The following is a 16522-nucleotide window of genomic DNA, read 5'->3' as shown; positions in this document are numbered from 1 at the left end:
GAAGGACAGTCATGCTGATTTACTTGAGAAAGCGCATCGTTTCCAGCGCGTTGCCGCTGGTGGTGGTGATCGTGGGGGTGTTCGCACTGGCCAGGATGACCGGAAACCCGGCCAGCCTGTACCTGCCGCTGAACGCAACCCAGCAGATGCGGGATGATTTCACGGCCCGCAACGGCCTGGACCAACCCCTGCTGGTCCAGATGGCGGACTACTTCGGCGGCGTGCTGCGGCTGGACTTCGGGCAATCGCTCCGCACGGGGCAGGACGCCGCCGCCATGGCACTGCGGGCCTTCCCCGCAACGCTGCAGCTTGCGGCCACCACCATGGTGCTGGCCGTGGTGCTCGCCCTGGTGGTGGGCTGCTGGGCGGCATTGAAACCGAACGGCATCGCGGACCGCATCTCAAGTTTCATCTCCATGGCTGCCGCTTCCATCCCCGACTTCTGGCTGGCCATCGTGGGCATCTGGATTTTCGCCATCACCCTGGGCTGGCTGCCGACATCCGGTGTGTCGGGAGCCAGCGCCTGGGTGCTGCCCATCGCCACCCTGCTCCTGCGGCCGTTCGGCGTTCTGGTGCAGATCGTCCGCGGCTCCATGGTGTCCGCGCTCTCCGAGCCATACATCAAGCTGGCCCGGAGCCGCGGTGCCGGCGAGCTGCGGGTGGTCACCCACCACGCACTGCGCAACGCCGCCGCTCCGGCGCTTACCGTCGCAGGGGACCTGACCGTGGGCCTGGTGAACGGCGCGGTGGTGGTGGAAACGATCTTCGGTTGGCCGGGCATCGGCAAGCTCATGATCGACTCCATCCTGCAGCGGGACTTCGCCGTCCTGCAGGCAGCGGTGCTGCTCACCGCCGTCGCCATCTTTGCCCTGAACATCCTCATTGACATGGGCTACGCGCTGCTGGACGCACGCGTCCGTCCCGTGACGGTCAAGGCCTAGGAGTAACCATGACGAGCTCACTAACAGATGGTGCGGCACCGCAGCCATCGGCCGCCGCGCAGCCGCCCACCAAAAACACTGAGGACACCAAGGGTGGAAAGCCGGGCTTGTTCCGCCTCCTGCTCAAGGACCCCTTTGCCACCGTGTCTGCTTTGGTCCTGATCTTCGTGGGCCTGACAGCCCTCATCGGCCCCCCCCTCATGGGTGAACTGGCCACGAAACAGAATCTTTTGTTCGCCAACAAGGCTCCGTTCACATTTGCGCATGGCTGGGAGTACTTCCTGGGCAGCGATTCCCTGGGCCGCAGCATGCTCGCCCGGCTGGTCGTAGCGAGCCGGACGACCCTGTCTGTGGCACTGCCTGCTGTGGCCATTGCCCTGCTGATCGGCTCCCTGTGGGGCGTCTGGGCCGGGTATCACCGTGGATGGCGGGAGAACGTCTCCATGCGCATTGCAGACGTCATCCTGAGTTTTCCGTCCTTGCTGCTCGCCGTCGTGGTCCTATACATATTCAGCCCGAGCGCCGCGAACATCGTCCTGATTCTGGCCCTTACGCGTATTCCCATCTATCTGCGAACCGCACGGGCCGAATCGGCGGAGCTGCAAAGCAGGACATTTGTCGACGCGGCCCGCACCTTCGGTGCGAAGCCCAATGCCATCATCGTGCGGCATGTCATCCCTGTGGTGCTGCCGACGCTGCTGACCCTGGCAACCCTGGAGTTCTGCGCCGTGATGCTCGCCGAATCGTCCTTGAGCTTCCTGGGCATTGGCATCCAGCCGCCGGACGTCAGCTGGGGTCTGATGGTTTCGCAGGGCCGCCAGTACCTGCAGACCGCGTGGTGGCTGTCCATCTTCCCGGGCGTCGCCATTGTGATCACTACTATCGCTGCCAACGTCCTTGCCGCCTGGCTGCGCATTGCCACCGATCCGGCACAGCGTTGGCGCCTTGCACTTCCCCGTAAGCGGCTGATCGCCCGCATCCCAGTCAAGGAGGCAAAGCCGTGAAAACAGCTGCCGAACAAGCTCCCGCCACAGCAGCAGCCCACGCCGGAACATCGGCCGCCCAGGCCAAAGCCCACGACGTCGTCCTGCAGGTACAAGATCTCGCCGTGGACATCCGCACCCACCGCGGCACCATCCGTGCCGTTAACAGCGTGGCATTCGAGGCCCGGGCCGGCGAAACACTGGCGTTGCTCGGTGAATCGGGCTGCGGCAAATCCATGACCGCCAAAGCCCTGGCCGGGATCATGGACCCGGTCTGCGACCTCGCCGACGGACAAATCGTCCTCAACGGCACCGACCTTGCGGCACTGACCCCCAAGGAACGGCTCAAGTTCGCCGGGCCGGAACTGGGCATCGTCTTCCAGGATGCCCTCACGGCGTTGAACCCTGTATATACAGTCGGAACGCAACTCGGCGAGGCCTTCCGCATCCACCGCGGGCTGAATGCCAAGCAGGCACGGCTCGAGGCGATCGACCTGATGAAGCGGGTGGGCATTCCGGAGCCCGAGTCCCGGGTCAACTCCTACCCCCACCAGTTCTCCGGCGGCATGCGCCAGCGGATCCTCATCGCCATGGCCGTGGCCCTCAACCCGAGCCTGCTGATCGCTGATGAACCCACCACTGCACTGGACGTCACCGTCCAGGCACAGATCATGCAGCTGCTGCGCACGCTCCGCGAGGAGGGCCAGATGGCGGTCATCCTCATCACCCATGACCTCGCGGTGGTGGCGGAGGAAGCTGATTCCGTCGCTGTGATGTACGCCGGCAACGTGGTGGAGAGCGGACCGGTGGCCGAAGTGTTTGCCGACCCCCGGCATCCCTATACAAAGGGGCTGCTCGAATCCGTACCCGTCCACCTGGAACGCGGCGCGGAGCTGAACTCCATTCCCGGCAGCCCGCCGGAGCTCCACGACATCCCACCCGGCTGCGTTTACCAGTCGCGGTGCCCCATGGTGCAGGCCATCTGCCGGGCTGAGCGCCCGGCACTCCGCCCCGTGACGCCGCCCGTCTCTGGAGCGGGCGCTGCCGACGGCGCCGGACTTACTCCGGCACAGGACAGCCGGGCGATTACGCCCATTAGCGCGGAGGGACGGCCAGTCCGCGCCGCAGCCTGCCACTTCAGCGAGGAGATTAGCAATGGCTGAGCCGCTATTGACCATTGAGGGTCTGACCAAAACATTCCACGTGGCCAAAAGCGCCAGCGGCAACACCAAACTGAAAGCCCTGGACGGGATCAGCCTGACCGTGGGCCGGGGCGAAACCCTGGGGCTGGTGGGCGAGTCCGGGTGCGGCAAGTCCACCCTGGCCCGCACGCTGATGATGCTGGAAACCCCGGATGAGGGAACAGTCAGCTTTGAGGGGACCAACCCCTTCGGGCTGCGCGGCAAGGAGCTTCTGGGCTGGCGGCGGCGGGTGCAGATGGTCTTCCAGGACCCGTTCGCCTCCCTGAATGCGCGGATGAGCGCCGGCGACATCATCGCCGAGCCCTGGGCCACGCACCGGAGCCTGTACCCTACGTCCCGCGAACGCGACGCCCGGGTCCGGGAGCTCCTGCACATGGTGGGCCTGCGCCCGTCCGATGCCCGCAAATCGCCGCAGGAATTCTCCGGCGGCCAACGCCAGAGGATCGGAATTGCCCGCGCCCTGGCCCTGAACCCGGACGTCATCATCCTCGACGAACCCGTATCCGCCCTGGATCTCTCGGTCCAGGCGCAGGTCCTGAACCTGCTCAACGAGCTGCAGCGTGAACTCGGTGTCTCCTACATCTTCATCTCGCACGACCTGACGGTGGTCCGGCACGTAGCGGACCGGGTGGCAGTGATGTACCTGGGCAGGATCATCGAAACGGGGCAAACCGAGGAGGTCTTCGACCATCCCCGCCACCCTTACACCGCCGCCCTGATGTCGGCGTCCCCCAAGCTGGACGTGAGCGGGGCGAAACGCGACCGGATCGTCCTCAAGGGCGAGCTGCCCTCACCGCTGGATCCGCCGTCGGGCTGCCGCTTCCGCACCCGCTGCTGGCAGGCACAGGACATCTGTGCCAAAGTCTCGCCGGAACCTCAGGTCATCACCGCCCCTGACGGCCGGCGGCACAGCGCGGAATGCCACTTCCCGCTTGACTCCCTTAAGGGCCTGACCGGCGCTGCTGCCAGCGCCTTGTGACCGGCGAAGAGTATGCCGTCATAGCAGGGATCATCTTCCTGGCCGCCTGCCTGCAGGCATCCAGCGGCTTCGGCATGGGAATGCTGGCAGCGCCGGTGATCGCAATTATCGACCCGGCACTGTTGCCTGCCACGCTGATTCTCCTGGCCCTGCTGGTCACGGTGATGGTCACCGTGACGGAGCGGCAGAGCCTGGACCTGCGCGGGACGGGCTGGGCGCTGGCAGGCAGGCTCCCCGGCAGTGTCCTGGGGGCCTGGCTGGTGGCGGTGTCTTCAAAGGAAGGCCTGGCCTGGGTGGTGGTGGCCGTGGTGCTCACGGGCCTGGTCCTGGCCGGCAGGGGCTGGGCGCCCCGGCCCCGGCGCGTGAATTTGATCGCCGCGGGCGCCGCCTCCGGAATCATGGGAACGGCAACGTCCATCGGCGGCCCGCCCATGGCACTCGTCTGGCAGGGGCATGAGGGGCCACGCCTACGGGGCACCATGAGCGCCTTCTTTATGGTGGGCTCAATTATCTCTATGACAATGTTGTGGCTGGCCGGTGCCGTCACCCCGCACATGCTGGTCCTGGCGCTGTGGATGGTTCCGGCCGTTGTTGCCGGCTACGCTGCCTCGCGCTACGTCAACCGCTTCCTCAACCCGCGGCGACTCAGGGTGCTGGCCCTCGGCGCTTCCGCGCTGGGCAGCGTCCTGCTGATTCTGCAGTTGCTTCTGGCAGCCTAAGCAGCCGGCCGCCGGACCACGTTGCTGAGCTCCAGGCCGCGGGCCAGGCGCTCGATGTTGGCGGCGATGTCGCCTGCACGGCGCTCAAAGGTGATCCGGGCGTGGCCGGAGTGGTGGGGCGTCAGCACGGTGTTCTCCAACGAGGTGAACGGCAGCTCCGCCGGGGGGATCACGCCGTCGGCAGGTACTCCCCACCAGACGTCGATGCCCGCCCCCGCGATCTGCCGGTCCTTCAAGGCCGTATACAGGGCGGCCTGGTCCACCACTGGCCCGCGTGCCACATTGATCAGCACGGCCGAGGTTCTCATGGCAGCCAGCTCGGCTTCCCCGATCATTCCCGTGGTGTCCTCGTCCAGCGGCACGGTGACCACCACAACGTCGGAACCGGCCAGGAGCGTGTGCAGCTCTAGGTTCCCGCCCACCCAGTCCAGCTGTAACCCCTCGGGAAGGGCTGCGGCCGGGTTGCGCCGGACGGCCCGGACTTTCATTCCCATCAGGGCGGCCATCCGGGCCACCTCCGCGCCGATGGAGCCGAGGCCTACCAGCCCCAAGGTGAGGTCGGCGAGGACGGGGTGGAAGGGGACGTCCGGAGCTGTGGCAATGGTCCGCCACTGCCCGCTGCGTACCTCCCGGTCCGCCCTGGCGACGTTGCGGGTCAGCATCAGGGTGAGCATCAGGACGTGTTCGGCGATGGGCCGTGCGTGGTGGAACGTGTTGGCCACCGCGGCTGCGGGCGGCAGGTGCGGGAGGGCGATCTTGTCGTAGCCGGCGCCGGTCACGTGGACGAGGCGAAGGTTGCCGGCAGCCTCCGCTTCCGCGGCCGTGAGGGAAGAGCAGACGACGACGTCGGCACCCGCCAATGCGCGGCGTCGCCGTTCAGGGGACCAGGCCGCCGCCATGTCCCAGTGGTGCGCGCCGCCGTCGTACTTCAACCTGTCCTCAAACCTACTGATGATGGGATCAGTGACGACGATCCGCAGGGCTTCCGGACCCGCAGGGCCGTGCGCGCTCACCAGCGGGGACTCTGGAGCTCGTAGCCGGGGTGGAGGCGCTGCATGTAGCCGGTGTCGTCCCGGCTGCGAATGCCGCACTCGAGGTACTGCCGGTGCAGCCGTTCCAGGGCATCGCGGTCTATCTCGACACCGAGGCCGGGCGAGGTGGGGACCTGGACGGCCCCGTCCTTGAACGCCAGCACGCCGCCCTTGATGACGTCCTCGGCAGGGTCCTTCCAGGGCCAGTGGGTGTCGCACGCGTAGTCGAGGTTGGGGGTGGCCGACGCGAGGTGGACCATGGCGGCAAGGCTAATGCCCAGATGCGAATTTGAGTGCATCGAAAGGCCCAGGCCGAACGTCTCGGTGATGCCGGCCAGAAGCTGGCTTCGACGCAGGCCGCCCCAGAAATGGTGATCCGAGAGGATGACATCCACCGCTCCTGTCGCCAGCGCAGGAGCGACGTCGGCGAAACTCACCACGCACATGTTGGTTGCCAGAGGCATCTCCACCGCGCGACGCACAGCAGCCATGCCCTCAATGCCCGGAGTCGGGTCTTCGAGATACTCCAGAACGCCATTCAGTTCCTTGCCCACCCGGATGGAAGTCTCCACGGTCCAGGCGGCATTGGGGTCAATACGCAGCGGCATGTCGGGGAACTCGTTCCGCAGGGCCTGGATGGCTGCAATTTCCTCTTCCGGGGGAAAGACGCCGGCTTTCAGCTTGAGTGCGGCGCATCCGTAGCGGTCTACCATGGTCCGGGCCTGCCGAACAATTCCCGCAGGATCCAGGGCTTCACCCCAGACGTCGTCCTCCTGACCGGGGTGGCCCGCCCACTTGTAGAACAAATAACCGCTGAACTGCACGGCCTCACGGACTGCCCCGCCAAGGAGGTCGCTGACCGGCCGGCCAACGAGCTTGCCTTGAACGTCAAGGGCAGCAACGTCAAATGCTGACAGGACGCGGTCTGCTGTGCTTGAGCCGGTGACCATCCCGCTCATGCCGTGGCCGCCCTGGCTATTATCCTGCTGCAATGACTGCGCGATCCGTTTTCTCAGCTGGTTAATATTGAAGATGTCCGTCCCCGGCAGGGCGGCGGCCGCCAGCTGCAGCCGGCCAATATGGCGCGCATCCCCGTAGGTCTCACCGAAACCGGAAACTCCCGCGTCAGTCTGTACCTCCACAATGGCCCTCAAGGCGAACGGCTCGTGGATGCCCACAGTGTTCAGAAGCGGTGGATCCTTGAAAGCCACGGGCGTGATCAGGACGGCCGTGATCCTGGCTTGGTTGAGGTGGTTAGAGGGATTGTATGCGTTCACTGCAGGTACTCCTCACGGTCGGGGATGCTAAGTGTGCTCCCGATCACCGACCCTATGGGAAACTATTTATTCAAGTCCAAGCTAATTTGGGCACTCAACCATTCAGTAAGGGTATGGATGTTTTCGTTGCCGCAGCTAGAAGCATTTGTGGCCGTCGCCGAGGAACTGCACTTTGGTGCCGCAGCGGAACGCCTCAACATGACGCAGCCTCCTTTGAGCCGACAGATACAGATGCTTGAGAAGAAGCTGAATACTTCACTGTTCAGTCGGACCAGCCGCAAGGTGGAACTTACTGCCGCCGGGGCGACGTTGCTGCCGCGGGCCCGGCAAATCCTGGATATGTGCATCAAGACTGATCTTGATGTGCGCCGGGTTTCCTCCGGACAGGCTGGTGTGATCACTGTCGGTTATACAGCTATTGCCGGGCAAAGTGCCTTGCCTGTGATGTTGCGGCGGGCAGCGGAGGGGATGCCGGGAGTCTCCTTTGTCCTTCGTGAACTCGTCTCAACTGATCAAATGGACGGGCTTCTCAAAGGGACGGTAGACATTGGCCTGCTGCGTCCCATCGTGGGCCGGCCGGGCGTGGTATCCAGACCACTTATGAAGGACCGGATGGTGGTGGCGCTGCCCGAGGGAAGCTCACTGCTTGGCACTACAGGAGTACCTGCGGGCCAACCGCTGCCGCTGGGATCCTTGGACAGGAGGCCCTTGCTGATGTATTCCACCCAGGAAGCGCGCTACTTCCACGACCTCGTACTGCGGCTGTTCGCCAGCGCCGGAGCCCACGCCAATATCACCCAATATGCCAGCCAGGTCCCGGCTCTTCTCGCGTTTGTCCAGGCGGGCCTCGGCGTGGCCTTGGTGCCTGCCTCCGCGATGGCTTTCGCGCCTCCAGGAGTGGAATTCTACGAAATTGACGGGCGGCATGGCATGCGGGAATTGAACCGCGTGGAGCTGGATCTGGCGTGGAACGAGGAGACTTCCAATCCTGCAGTACTGAAACTCCTTCAGCTGATCGAGCCTGTGTGGCAGGAAAGCATGCCTGGTTGAACACGGGCCCCAACCCTGACCAAGACCAAGCACCTCTGGGACGAATGCTGCCTTGTTCCGCCGTTTATCTGCACCGGAGGCGAGGCTTGTAGCGTCGGCCTTCCTGCACGGCCCCGCTGAGGAACTTGAACTTATCTCTTGTAGCAGACGCCACCCTTTTCGATGGTGTCGGCGCCCGAGCGGCCAGAACCCCCGGTGAATCTGGCTTGTGCTCCAGAGGAGTCTCCCGGGGGCTGAACATTGAACCTCTGACCGAACGCCGGCAGTCCGGCGATACATGCCCCTCACGGGGCCGGACCCCCTGCCGGCACCCGAGCCGGTGCGGCTCACGTAAACCTGAGCCGCACCGCAGGAGAGTAAGCATGAACGGGAACTGCATACCCTTGATGGGCTTATCGCACCGACCGACGCAAGATGCCACGGGCTGGGCCACGGCCACGGACTTTTACCCCAAGCCAGCCACAACGAAATGCCTCAGCCAACGACGTCAGTAGCAATCACACCGTCAGATCGTCGTGATTCCGGCTCAGCCGGCAGGTTTGATTTCCGCGAGGCGCAGTTCGTCACCGGATGCTGAGTTCGGTTCGTAGTCCACTTTTGAAGACTTGCCTAGGACCCCTGATCGGTGCGAAATGTGCGCAAACTGAACGACTTCCTCATTTTGGTACTTGAAGACGTCTTCGTAGGCTCGCTGCCGTTCTTCGCCGGACTCCTGTGATGCCCGCTCGATCAAGGCATCCAGCTTCTGTGTGCCGAAGGTGCTCTGTGCACCTTTACTGCCCATGTACTGACCCACGGTGAAAGCGGCATCGCCGGCCTGATTCCCGTGCTGGACCAGCACCGCAATGGCGCCTTCGTTTTTTACGAACGGCTGGGTCTGGTACTGAACCTTTTGTTTGTCATCCACCATTTTGAGGACCGGATTCAATCCGGCCTGGCTGATCTGCTCCTGAAGGACCTGGGCCAGTTCGTCGATCTTCGGGAACTGGCCGCCTTTGACGATAATGGTAATTTTCTCGTCGACCGGCACCCCATCGGCTTTCGCCTCAGCCACGAGTTCCTTCGCCTTGTCCAGGTCGAACTCCCAGGGCTTCAACTCCGGGTTGTGACCTACAATTCCTTCCGGGACAAGTTGAGCGGCGGCAACGTCCGAATTTTGGTACAGACCGGCGACTATTCCTTCCTTGTCGATTGCGTAATTAATTGCTCGACGCACCCGGATGTCGTTCAGCGGGGCAATGTCGCCGCTGAAGCGCAGTGCCACGGTCTCGTTATTCGGATACGCCACGCCGAGTTCGCCTGCGCCATCCTCCGGACCTAAGCCCATGGCCAGGTCGGCCTCTCCGCTGGTTACCATAGCAGCGCGAACGGTACCCACGGACCGCCACTGGTACTCGGCCTTTTGGTAGGCGGGGCGTTCGCCCCAGTATCCCTCGTAGCTTTGGAGCGTGAGCTTACTGCCAACGTCCCACTTATCGATGCGGTAGGGCCCGGTGCCAGCTGGTTCACGGACCTTGTCTGCAGCGTCGGTTGAAGGAGAAACCATCTCCAGGAAGGAAAGCCGTAACGGCAGAATCGGATCCGGCTGAGCAGTAGTCACCTTCAGCGTTGTCTCGTCAACAACTTCGAGGCCAAGGTCATCATCGCCGAACACGTACCCTTCCACATTGCACGCCAGATCGGAATTCACGGCGCGATCAATCGAAAAGGCGGCTGCCTCCGCATCGAAGGAGGCCCCGTCGTGGAAGGTTACGTCAGGGCGCAGAGTGAAAGTCCATTCCTTCTCTCCTGTTGCCTCCCAACCCGTGGCCAGCAGAGGCTCCAGATCACCCGTGGTCGGATTGCGTTCTACCAAAGGCTCAGTGATGTTCGAACGTACTACTACGCCGACTGCGGTGAGGTTAGCGTCACAGGCTTCCAAGGTGGGTGGTTCCTCGGCCAGGACGATATGCAAAGCGCCTTCTGTCCCCGCGCTGCCGTTAGCCGCTTCCCCCGATCCGGCTACCGTGCAGGCACTGAGCAAAAGTACTCCGCCCACTGCTGCCGCAGGCAAAGCGGTTCTCTTTCTGATCAAAGATCTACGCCGAGAAGAAGAAGACATCATTGGTTCCTCCAAAGTTTGGTTGCGCAGACCATTCCCCCATTTGTGCTCAGCGTCTGCTACCAAGCTGGAGTACTGCAAAAGTCAGTGTGCGTTGCGACCTCCCTCAGATCCATTTCATGCACGGGACCGCCCGGCAGTGGATCCGGTTGTTCCTGAACGACTCGCACGAGGGGCCCCGCTTCAGGAAGTGTGGCACTTCACAACTTCACCTTAGAATGCAGGTCTATACAGATCCAAGTCGTAAGTAGCATAGATCCATACTGAAAATGAATCGAAAAATGAACTCCAGAAGAGCGAACGCAGGTTTGACGTGTTTGGGATCCCCGCGTACGTAAGTGGCAAATCACAACCTGCGAGGCGTCCTGCAGGGCAGGGACTGAGAACGCCAGCACGGGAAACAGGAAAGGCTCCGTACCGAACTGAACTGCTCCCCAGAAGTTGGAGTGGCCAAATAGGAGCCCAACCGCAAGGGCCTGAGTAGATGTAGACGTCGGCACGAAGCTGGTCTGACCTGTGGAAACGCACAATTCCTTCATGCCTGTGGCTTGCCAGCCTAGTTGGTGAGACTGACAACCCCATTTGCGAGCCGACGAGCAGCGCTGACCGCGAGAACGCGCCTGTCTGAGCAGACCGCGAGCGGCTCGCGTTTGTCACGGGAAGTGGCAAAAGTTCGATTCCAGCGGCGGTTGGGAGTGTTCTGCGCCCCGCGGCCAAGTGGCGCCAGGTCCGACGTGCCAGGCGGCCTGCCAAAAGCTTGCTGAATTCGCCAGATCGTCTGGCAATTCGCCACCTATGGTGGCAATCAACAATACCCGGGAATTTGCGCAGCCACTTCTACCCCCGTGGTTCAAAAGCCGATAATGGACATTTCGCCAACCTGACTGCGCTCCAAGAAGCTCGCTCCGGCGACTCTGATCCGTCTTCGACTGGGGCCAATTCGGGTTATCCACGGCTGAGAATCGGGGAGCCTAGGGGGTGCTACCTGGCAGCAGCAGCGGGTGGATAACCTCTGAGAATTGTCCCCGGCTGTGGGCGGACGAACGGGACTTTCCGTTTAGATAGATCAATTCCGGTTATTCAAGGACCAGGCAAGGAGCCGTGTGTCAGCTTTGGGTGTGGTCTAAATGAACTACCAGTCCCGTCGCTGCGCCTTAGTCTTTGGTTAGCACCGCAATTGCACGGCGTCCGAGGCTGCCCACGACGTGCCGGTGCATGATTTCCCGGGCTCGAATCGGGTCACCGCTTATGACTGCGTCGGCAATCTGGGTGTGTTCTTCCTGGACGCGGAGGCGGTCTTTTTCTGAGTCCTTTTGGCCCTGCAGTCCTATCTGCCTGTAGCGGTCAGCCTTGTCCCAGAGGCCTTCGAGGATGCCGATGAGGAGGGGGTTGTGGGAGGCCGTGTAGATGGCGCGGTGAAATTCGCGGTGGGCTGTCATTGCCGCGAGGTCGGCGGCGTCGTGCAAGGGTGTCAATTGCTTGAGCGCCTGCTCGATGTCAGCGACGTCTGCCGATGTTCGGCTTTCCGCTGCGAGGCCCGCTGCCAATGGGTCCAGGTTTTCGCGGATGACGTAGAGATTCTTGGCTTCTTCCGGGGTGAGGGAAGCTACCCGAGCGTCACTGTGGGACTTGAGTTCCACCATGCCCTCGGCTGCAAGGCGTCGCAGTGCCTCGCGCAGCGGTGTGGTGCTGACGCCAATTTCCTGTGCCAGCCTCGCCTGGCTCAGCACTGAGCCCTGCTCGATGTCCCCGGTCAGGATGCGCCGGCGCAATTCCTCGTACGCATAAGCGTTCTTGGTGAGTATGGGGGAAGCCTGTGCCACCTGTTGCTCCTTCGTGCTGTGGGGTCATCCCCGGTTATCGTGCCGAAACCACCGTCCACGTTACGGCCTATAACTTCTGCCTAATTCTGTCACCGTCCGTAAGGTGCCGAGTTGCAACGCCCCTGGACAGCTCCTCCTTCTACGCCGCGCTTGACAACAGCCTATAGGTTATAAGCTATAGTAGGTGAGGCGGATCACAGCAGTGGTTATGCCGCACCATTCCGTTGCATTGCTCAAAGGAGAGACAACCATGACGGTGTCTACACCCCGCTCCAGCTCCCAGCCCAAATCCCGGATGTTCGCCAGGTACGCCGCCGTCGGCGTCGCCTCAGCCCTCGCCCTAACCCTCGGTGCCTGCGGAGGTTCCGCGCCTGCAGGCACCCCCGCTCCGGAAAATTCGATTGCAGCCGGCCAGTACCCCGAGTACTACCCGGCGGACTACAAGGAACTCGTGGCTGCGGCAGAGAAGGAAGGCGGCCAGCTGACCGTCTACTCGAACACCGACCAGGAAAACTGGGCGCCCGTGTTCCGCGACTTCAAAAAGAAGTACCCGTTCATCAAGGACATTTCGGCCAACAACCTTGGCTCTGACGAGGTCTTCCAGCGTGTGTTGAGCGAAAACGCGACCGGAAACTCACCGGCAGACATCCTGGTCACCAACGCCGCCGGCGCCTGGGCAGACTTCGCTGGACGCGGAGACGTCCTGACCCAGTACACATCCCCTGAGCTGGCAGAGGTCCCGGAATTCGCGAACCTGCTGCCCGGCGTCACCGCCATGTCCGCAGACGCGATGACGGTCGCCTACAACACGGCCCTGATGACCGAGGCGCCCACCGGTCTTGACTCACTCGCGGAACAGGCCAAGGCAAACCCGGCCCAGTTCCAGGACAAGATCGGCATCCGCGACATCAAGGGCGCTTTTGGCTTCACGATCTTTCACGCCCTGACAAAGAACAAGCCGGAGACATGGGACTCCCTGGCCACTATCCTTCCCCTTTCACGACCGGAGAGCTCTTCGGCCACTGACAAGATCCTGGCTGGCGAATACGTCGCCGGCGCCTTGGTCAGCGCCGCTCCTGCCTTCCCGGTAGTGAAGGATTCCGGTGGACTGTTCGAGATTGTTTTGCCCAAGGACGGCACGGTGGTTCTGCCCCGCGGCCTTGGTATCGCGGCCAAGGCGCCGCACCCGGCCACCGCAAAGCTCTTCATGGACTTCACCCTTTCGGCTGAAGGCCAGCAGGCCGTCCAGGAAGGCGGACTCTCCTCGTTCCGCGACGGGGTGAAGCCTGTCGAATTCACCTACACGTACGCCGACATCATCAAGGAAGTGGGCGAGGAAAACATTATCTCCGTCCCCTACGAGAAGGTCTCCGACGCCGAAACCGCAGCCTTCACCGAGCGCTGGAACAGCCTCAAAAAATAAGTACCCGTGACTGACCAGCAAGGACCGGAACCCACCCCATGACAACAATCCCCGAAACCAGACCAGCGGCGCAGGCTACTGTGCCTCGGCCGGAATATCCGGCTCCGAAATACCGCAGGATCCTCGGCGCCGACCGCAGCCAGCTGCTTTTCTGGGCAACCATCATCATCTTGGCGCTCCTGGTCCTTGCACCTGTGGTCCCCACGCTCTACCAGTCGGTGCTGGACCGCCCTCTTTACGAGGAGGGCGGTCTGTTCACCACAGAAAACTTCACCCGGCTCTTCACCGAGGCCAACTTTGGATCCGTAGCCCTGAACACCATCCTGTTCGCCGTCATGACAACGGTCATGACCCTCCTGATCGCCGTGCCCATGGCCATCGTGGTCATCCGCACCAACATCCCTGGCCGGAAGTTCTTCGGAGCAGCCATGCAGTGGCCATTCTTCATCTCATCCCTGATCCTGGGCTTTGGCTGGATCACCATGTACGGCCCGGCCGGCTTCGCCAGCGTGGAAGTCCGCCGCGTCCTGGGGTTCCTCCCCTGGGACCTCTACACCCTGCCGGGCATGGCACTGACAGAGGCAGTAGCACTTGCCCCGATCGCCTACCTCTTCTGTGCCAACGCCCTGCGCAATTCCGATGCTTCCCTCGAAGGCGCCGCCCAAACCGTCGGCGCCGGACCTTTCCGGATTCTGTGGTCCGTGATCATCCCAATGCTCCGCCCACCCATCGTGTACAGCTCCGTGCTGGTCTTCAGCATGTCCATCGAAACCCTCTCCATTCCACTGCTCTATGGCCAGCCAGTAGACATCACCGTCTTTGCCACGTTCCTATACAAGAACGGACTCCAGTCCGTGGACCCGGACTACGGCATCCTCGGCGCGGCATCGGTGATTATCCTGCTGGTGACAGTCCTGCTCGTCGCCGTCCAGGCCAAGCTGCTCAAGGACGCTAGGCGCTTCGTATCCGTCCGCGGCAAGGCCACCCGGCCCCGCCTGCTGGACCTCGGCTGGATCAAATGGCTCGCCGTCGCGTTCATCACCATCTACGTCGTTATCGGCGCGCTGATCCCGATCCTGGGCCTGGTCATGCGGTCCTTCACCAAGATCTTCACCCCGCTGCAGAACCCGCTGCTCTCCCTGACCATGGGCAACTACCAGCGCATCTTCGAATTCCCGGCCTACGTCGGCTCGATCCGCAACAGCCTCATCGTCGCCGGCGTCGGAGCGGTCCTGGTCAGCGTCCTGGCCGTCGTCGCCGTCGTCGTCTCCAAGCGCTCCACCTTTCGGTACCGCAAGGTCATCGAATACCTGGCCCTGGCCCCTCAGGCCATGCCCGGCCTGATCATCGGCATCGGCCTTTTCTGGGCCTTCGCATTCCTCCCGTTCAACATGGGCTCCCTGCTCCAAGGCACCATCTGGGCCATCATCATCGGCTTCGGACTCCGCGCCCTGCCCAGCGCCTTCGGCTCCATCTCACCCGCTGTCATGCAGATCGGTGAGGAACTGGACAACGCCGCCCGCGTCAACGGAGCGGACTGGTTGAAGATGTTCCTCCGGATCCTCGTCAAGCTCCTCACCCCCGCTTTCGTGGCGGCCATGGTCCTGACCTTCGTGGTGATGATGAAGGAATATTCCCCGGCGATCTTCCTCGGCTCCGCCGACACGGCAGTCATTGGCACCACCATGCTCGAGCTCTGGGTCCAGGGCAACACCGGATCGGTGGCCGCCCTGGCCACCATCCAGATCGTTATCACCGCAGTCTTCGTCGGCATCGCCGGCCTGCTCACGAAAGGTAAGAAAGATGCCTGATGTCGCCGTCAAAAACCTCCGTAAAGACTTCGGAGGACTCACCGTCCTCCACGAGGTGAGTTTCACCATCAAGGACGGGGAGTTCTTCACCCTGCTGGGCCCTTCCGGTTGCGGTAAGTCCACCACCTTGTCCTGCCTCGCCGGCCTGGAACAACCCACCTCAGGCTCCATCGCGGTGGGAGACACCGTTCTGGTCGATGACTCCTCCAACAAGTTCGTGCCGCCCGAAGAGCGCAACCTGGGCATGGTGTTCCAGTCCTACGCGCTCTGGCCGCACATGACCCTGGCGGAGAACCTGGCCATGCCACTGAACATCCGCAAGGTGTCCAAGGCCGAGCAAAAAACCCTCATCCACGACGCCCTGGACAAGGTGGGCCTGGCCCACCTTGCCCACCGCTACCCGCACCAACTCTCCGGCGGCCAGCAACAGCGCGTCGCCCTGGCCCGTGCCCTGGTGTACTCACCCAAGGTCCTCCTCCTGGACGAACCGCTGTCCAACCTTGACGCCAAACTCCGCGAACAGGCCCGCGTCTGGCTCAAGCGCCTCCAGTCAGAACTCGGCATCACCACCGTGTACGTCACCCACGACCAGGAAGAAGCGCTGGCCATGAGCGACCGCATTGCGGTCATGTCCAACGGGCACATGCTCCAGGTCGCCCCGCCCCACGAGATCTACGAACGCCCCGCCACCGCGGAAGTCGCCGCCTTCATCGGCCGCTCCAACTTCATCGACGGCACCGTGGTATCAGCCCTCGGCGGAGCCGCCACTGTCCGTCTCGAAGAGAGCGGCGAGACCATCAACGTCGCCGTCAGCGACGACGCAGCCACCGGGGACCTCGTCACCGTGGCCTTCCGGCCGGAGAAGGTCTTCCTCACCAACCGGGGCGCCGAGGTGCCCGCCGATGCCATCGTCCTCAATGCCGACATCATGACGACCTCCTACGTGGGCTCACGCTATGAATACGACCTCAAATACGGCAGCAAAACCCTCCTGGTCGACAGCACCACCGGCGGTCTTACCGGAGCGGTCCGGCTCGTGGTCCCGGCGGAGGCCGTGCGCCTCTACCCCCGCGCGGACGTCGTCTCCAAAGACGTCGCCGAACTGATGGCCGTCACACACTAGGCAGTTCCCGGCGGGGAAGCTGGCCCTGTGCAACTTCCCCGCCGGCCCAAAAATTCCAC

The 16522-nt window shown here is 62.9% G+C and carries 13 protein-coding genes; 9 read left to right on the top strand and 4 right to left on the bottom strand.

Translation table 11 applies throughout. The features are described from left to right. Positions 1–11: 11 nt before the first annotated feature. From J7E82_RS18955 to J7E82_RS18935, 5 genes are read left to right on the top strand one after another with little or no spacing between them, the layout of a single operon-like run. Positions 12–941, top strand: coding sequence for an ABC transporter permease (locus J7E82_RS18955; protein ID WP_214865474.1), 930 nt, complete (start codon positions 12–14; stop codon positions 939–941). A gap of 8 nt (positions 942–949) precedes the next feature. Next, positions 950–1945, top strand: a complete 996-nt coding sequence (locus tag J7E82_RS18950; RefSeq protein ID WP_214865472.1) for an ABC transporter permease — start codon at positions 950–952, stop codon at positions 1943–1945. Beyond that, complete coding sequence (locus tag J7E82_RS18945; protein WP_214865470.1) at positions 1942–3087, top strand: ABC transporter ATP-binding protein; 1146 nt, start codon at positions 1942–1944, stop codon at positions 3085–3087. Before J7E82_RS18950 ends, J7E82_RS18945 begins: the two co-directional genes overlap by 4 nt. Further along, positions 3080–4105 carry an ABC transporter ATP-binding protein gene (locus J7E82_RS18940; RefSeq protein ID WP_214865468.1) on the top strand — a complete coding sequence of 342 codons (1026 nt, stop codon included), beginning with the start codon at positions 3080–3082 and terminating at the stop codon, positions 4103–4105. The genes J7E82_RS18945 and J7E82_RS18940 overlap by 8 nt, the downstream gene beginning before the upstream one ends. Next, on the top strand, positions 4102–4824 hold the full coding sequence (locus J7E82_RS18935; RefSeq protein WP_214865466.1) for a sulfite exporter TauE/SafE family protein: 723 nt from the start codon (positions 4102–4104) through the stop codon (positions 4822–4824). The genes J7E82_RS18940 and J7E82_RS18935 overlap by 4 nt, the downstream gene beginning before the upstream one ends. Here the strand turns inward: J7E82_RS18935 and J7E82_RS18930 are convergent. After that, positions 4821–5837: a 2-hydroxyacid dehydrogenase gene (locus J7E82_RS18930; protein ID WP_308113958.1), complete on the bottom strand. Its 1017-nt coding sequence runs from the start codon at positions 5835–5837 to the stop codon at positions 4821–4823. The genes J7E82_RS18935 and J7E82_RS18930 overlap by 4 nt on opposite strands. Continuing rightward, positions 5834–7132: a glucarate dehydratase family protein gene (locus tag J7E82_RS18925; RefSeq protein ID WP_214865464.1), complete on the bottom strand. Its 1299-nt coding sequence runs from the start codon at positions 7130–7132 to the stop codon at positions 5834–5836. Before J7E82_RS18925 ends, J7E82_RS18930 begins: the two co-directional genes overlap by 4 nt. Positions 7133–7249: 117 nt before the next feature. Between J7E82_RS18925 and J7E82_RS18920 the strand changes: the two genes are divergently transcribed. Next, positions 7250–8182, top strand: coding sequence for a LysR family transcriptional regulator (locus J7E82_RS18920; RefSeq protein WP_214865462.1), 933 nt, complete (start codon positions 7250–7252; stop codon positions 8180–8182). Positions 8183–8708: 526 nt separating this feature from the next. On the opposite strand, the gene J7E82_RS18915 is transcribed toward J7E82_RS18920, so the two are convergent. Both J7E82_RS18915 and J7E82_RS18910 read right to left on the bottom strand, forming a co-directional pair. Further along, the gene (locus tag J7E82_RS18915; protein WP_251042126.1) at positions 8709–10283 is read right to left on the bottom strand and encodes an ABC transporter substrate-binding protein; all 1575 of its coding nucleotides are present in this window, start codon (positions 10281–10283) and stop codon (positions 8709–8711) included. Positions 10284–11437: 1154 nt separating this feature from the next. Beyond that, the gene (locus tag J7E82_RS18910) at positions 11438–12106 is read right to left on the bottom strand and encodes a GntR family transcriptional regulator (protein ID WP_214865458.1); all 669 of its coding nucleotides are present in this window, start codon (positions 12104–12106) and stop codon (positions 11438–11440) included. Between the two features lie 250 nt (positions 12107–12356). On the opposite strand from J7E82_RS18910, the gene J7E82_RS18905 reads away from it, so the two are divergent. Genes J7E82_RS18905 through J7E82_RS18895 form a run of 3 tightly spaced genes read left to right on the top strand, consistent with a single transcriptional unit; the run spans position 12357 to position 16463 of the window. Then, positions 12357–13529 (top strand): ABC transporter substrate-binding protein, encoded by a 1173-nt coding sequence (locus J7E82_RS18905; protein ID WP_214865456.1) that lies wholly within the window; start codon positions 12357–12359, stop codon positions 13527–13529. A 38-nt stretch (positions 13530–13567) separates the two neighbouring features. Next, positions 13568–15340, top strand: coding sequence for an iron ABC transporter permease (locus tag J7E82_RS18900; RefSeq protein WP_214865454.1), 1773 nt, complete (start codon positions 13568–13570; stop codon positions 15338–15340). Next, a complete protein-coding gene (locus tag J7E82_RS18895) occupies positions 15333–16463 on the top strand; it encodes an ABC transporter ATP-binding protein (RefSeq protein WP_214865452.1) in 1131 nt (376 codons plus the stop codon). Before J7E82_RS18900 ends, J7E82_RS18895 begins: the two co-directional genes overlap by 8 nt. Positions 16464–16522 lie beyond the last annotated feature (59 nt).

The organism is Arthrobacter sp. ISL-30 (assembly GCF_018613855.1).
Taxonomy (GTDB): domain Bacteria; phylum Actinomycetota; class Actinomycetes; order Actinomycetales; family Micrococcaceae; genus Arthrobacter.
The sequence above is the reverse complement of the archived record's forward strand: the minus strand, read 5'-3'. Positions and strand labels throughout refer to the sequence as shown.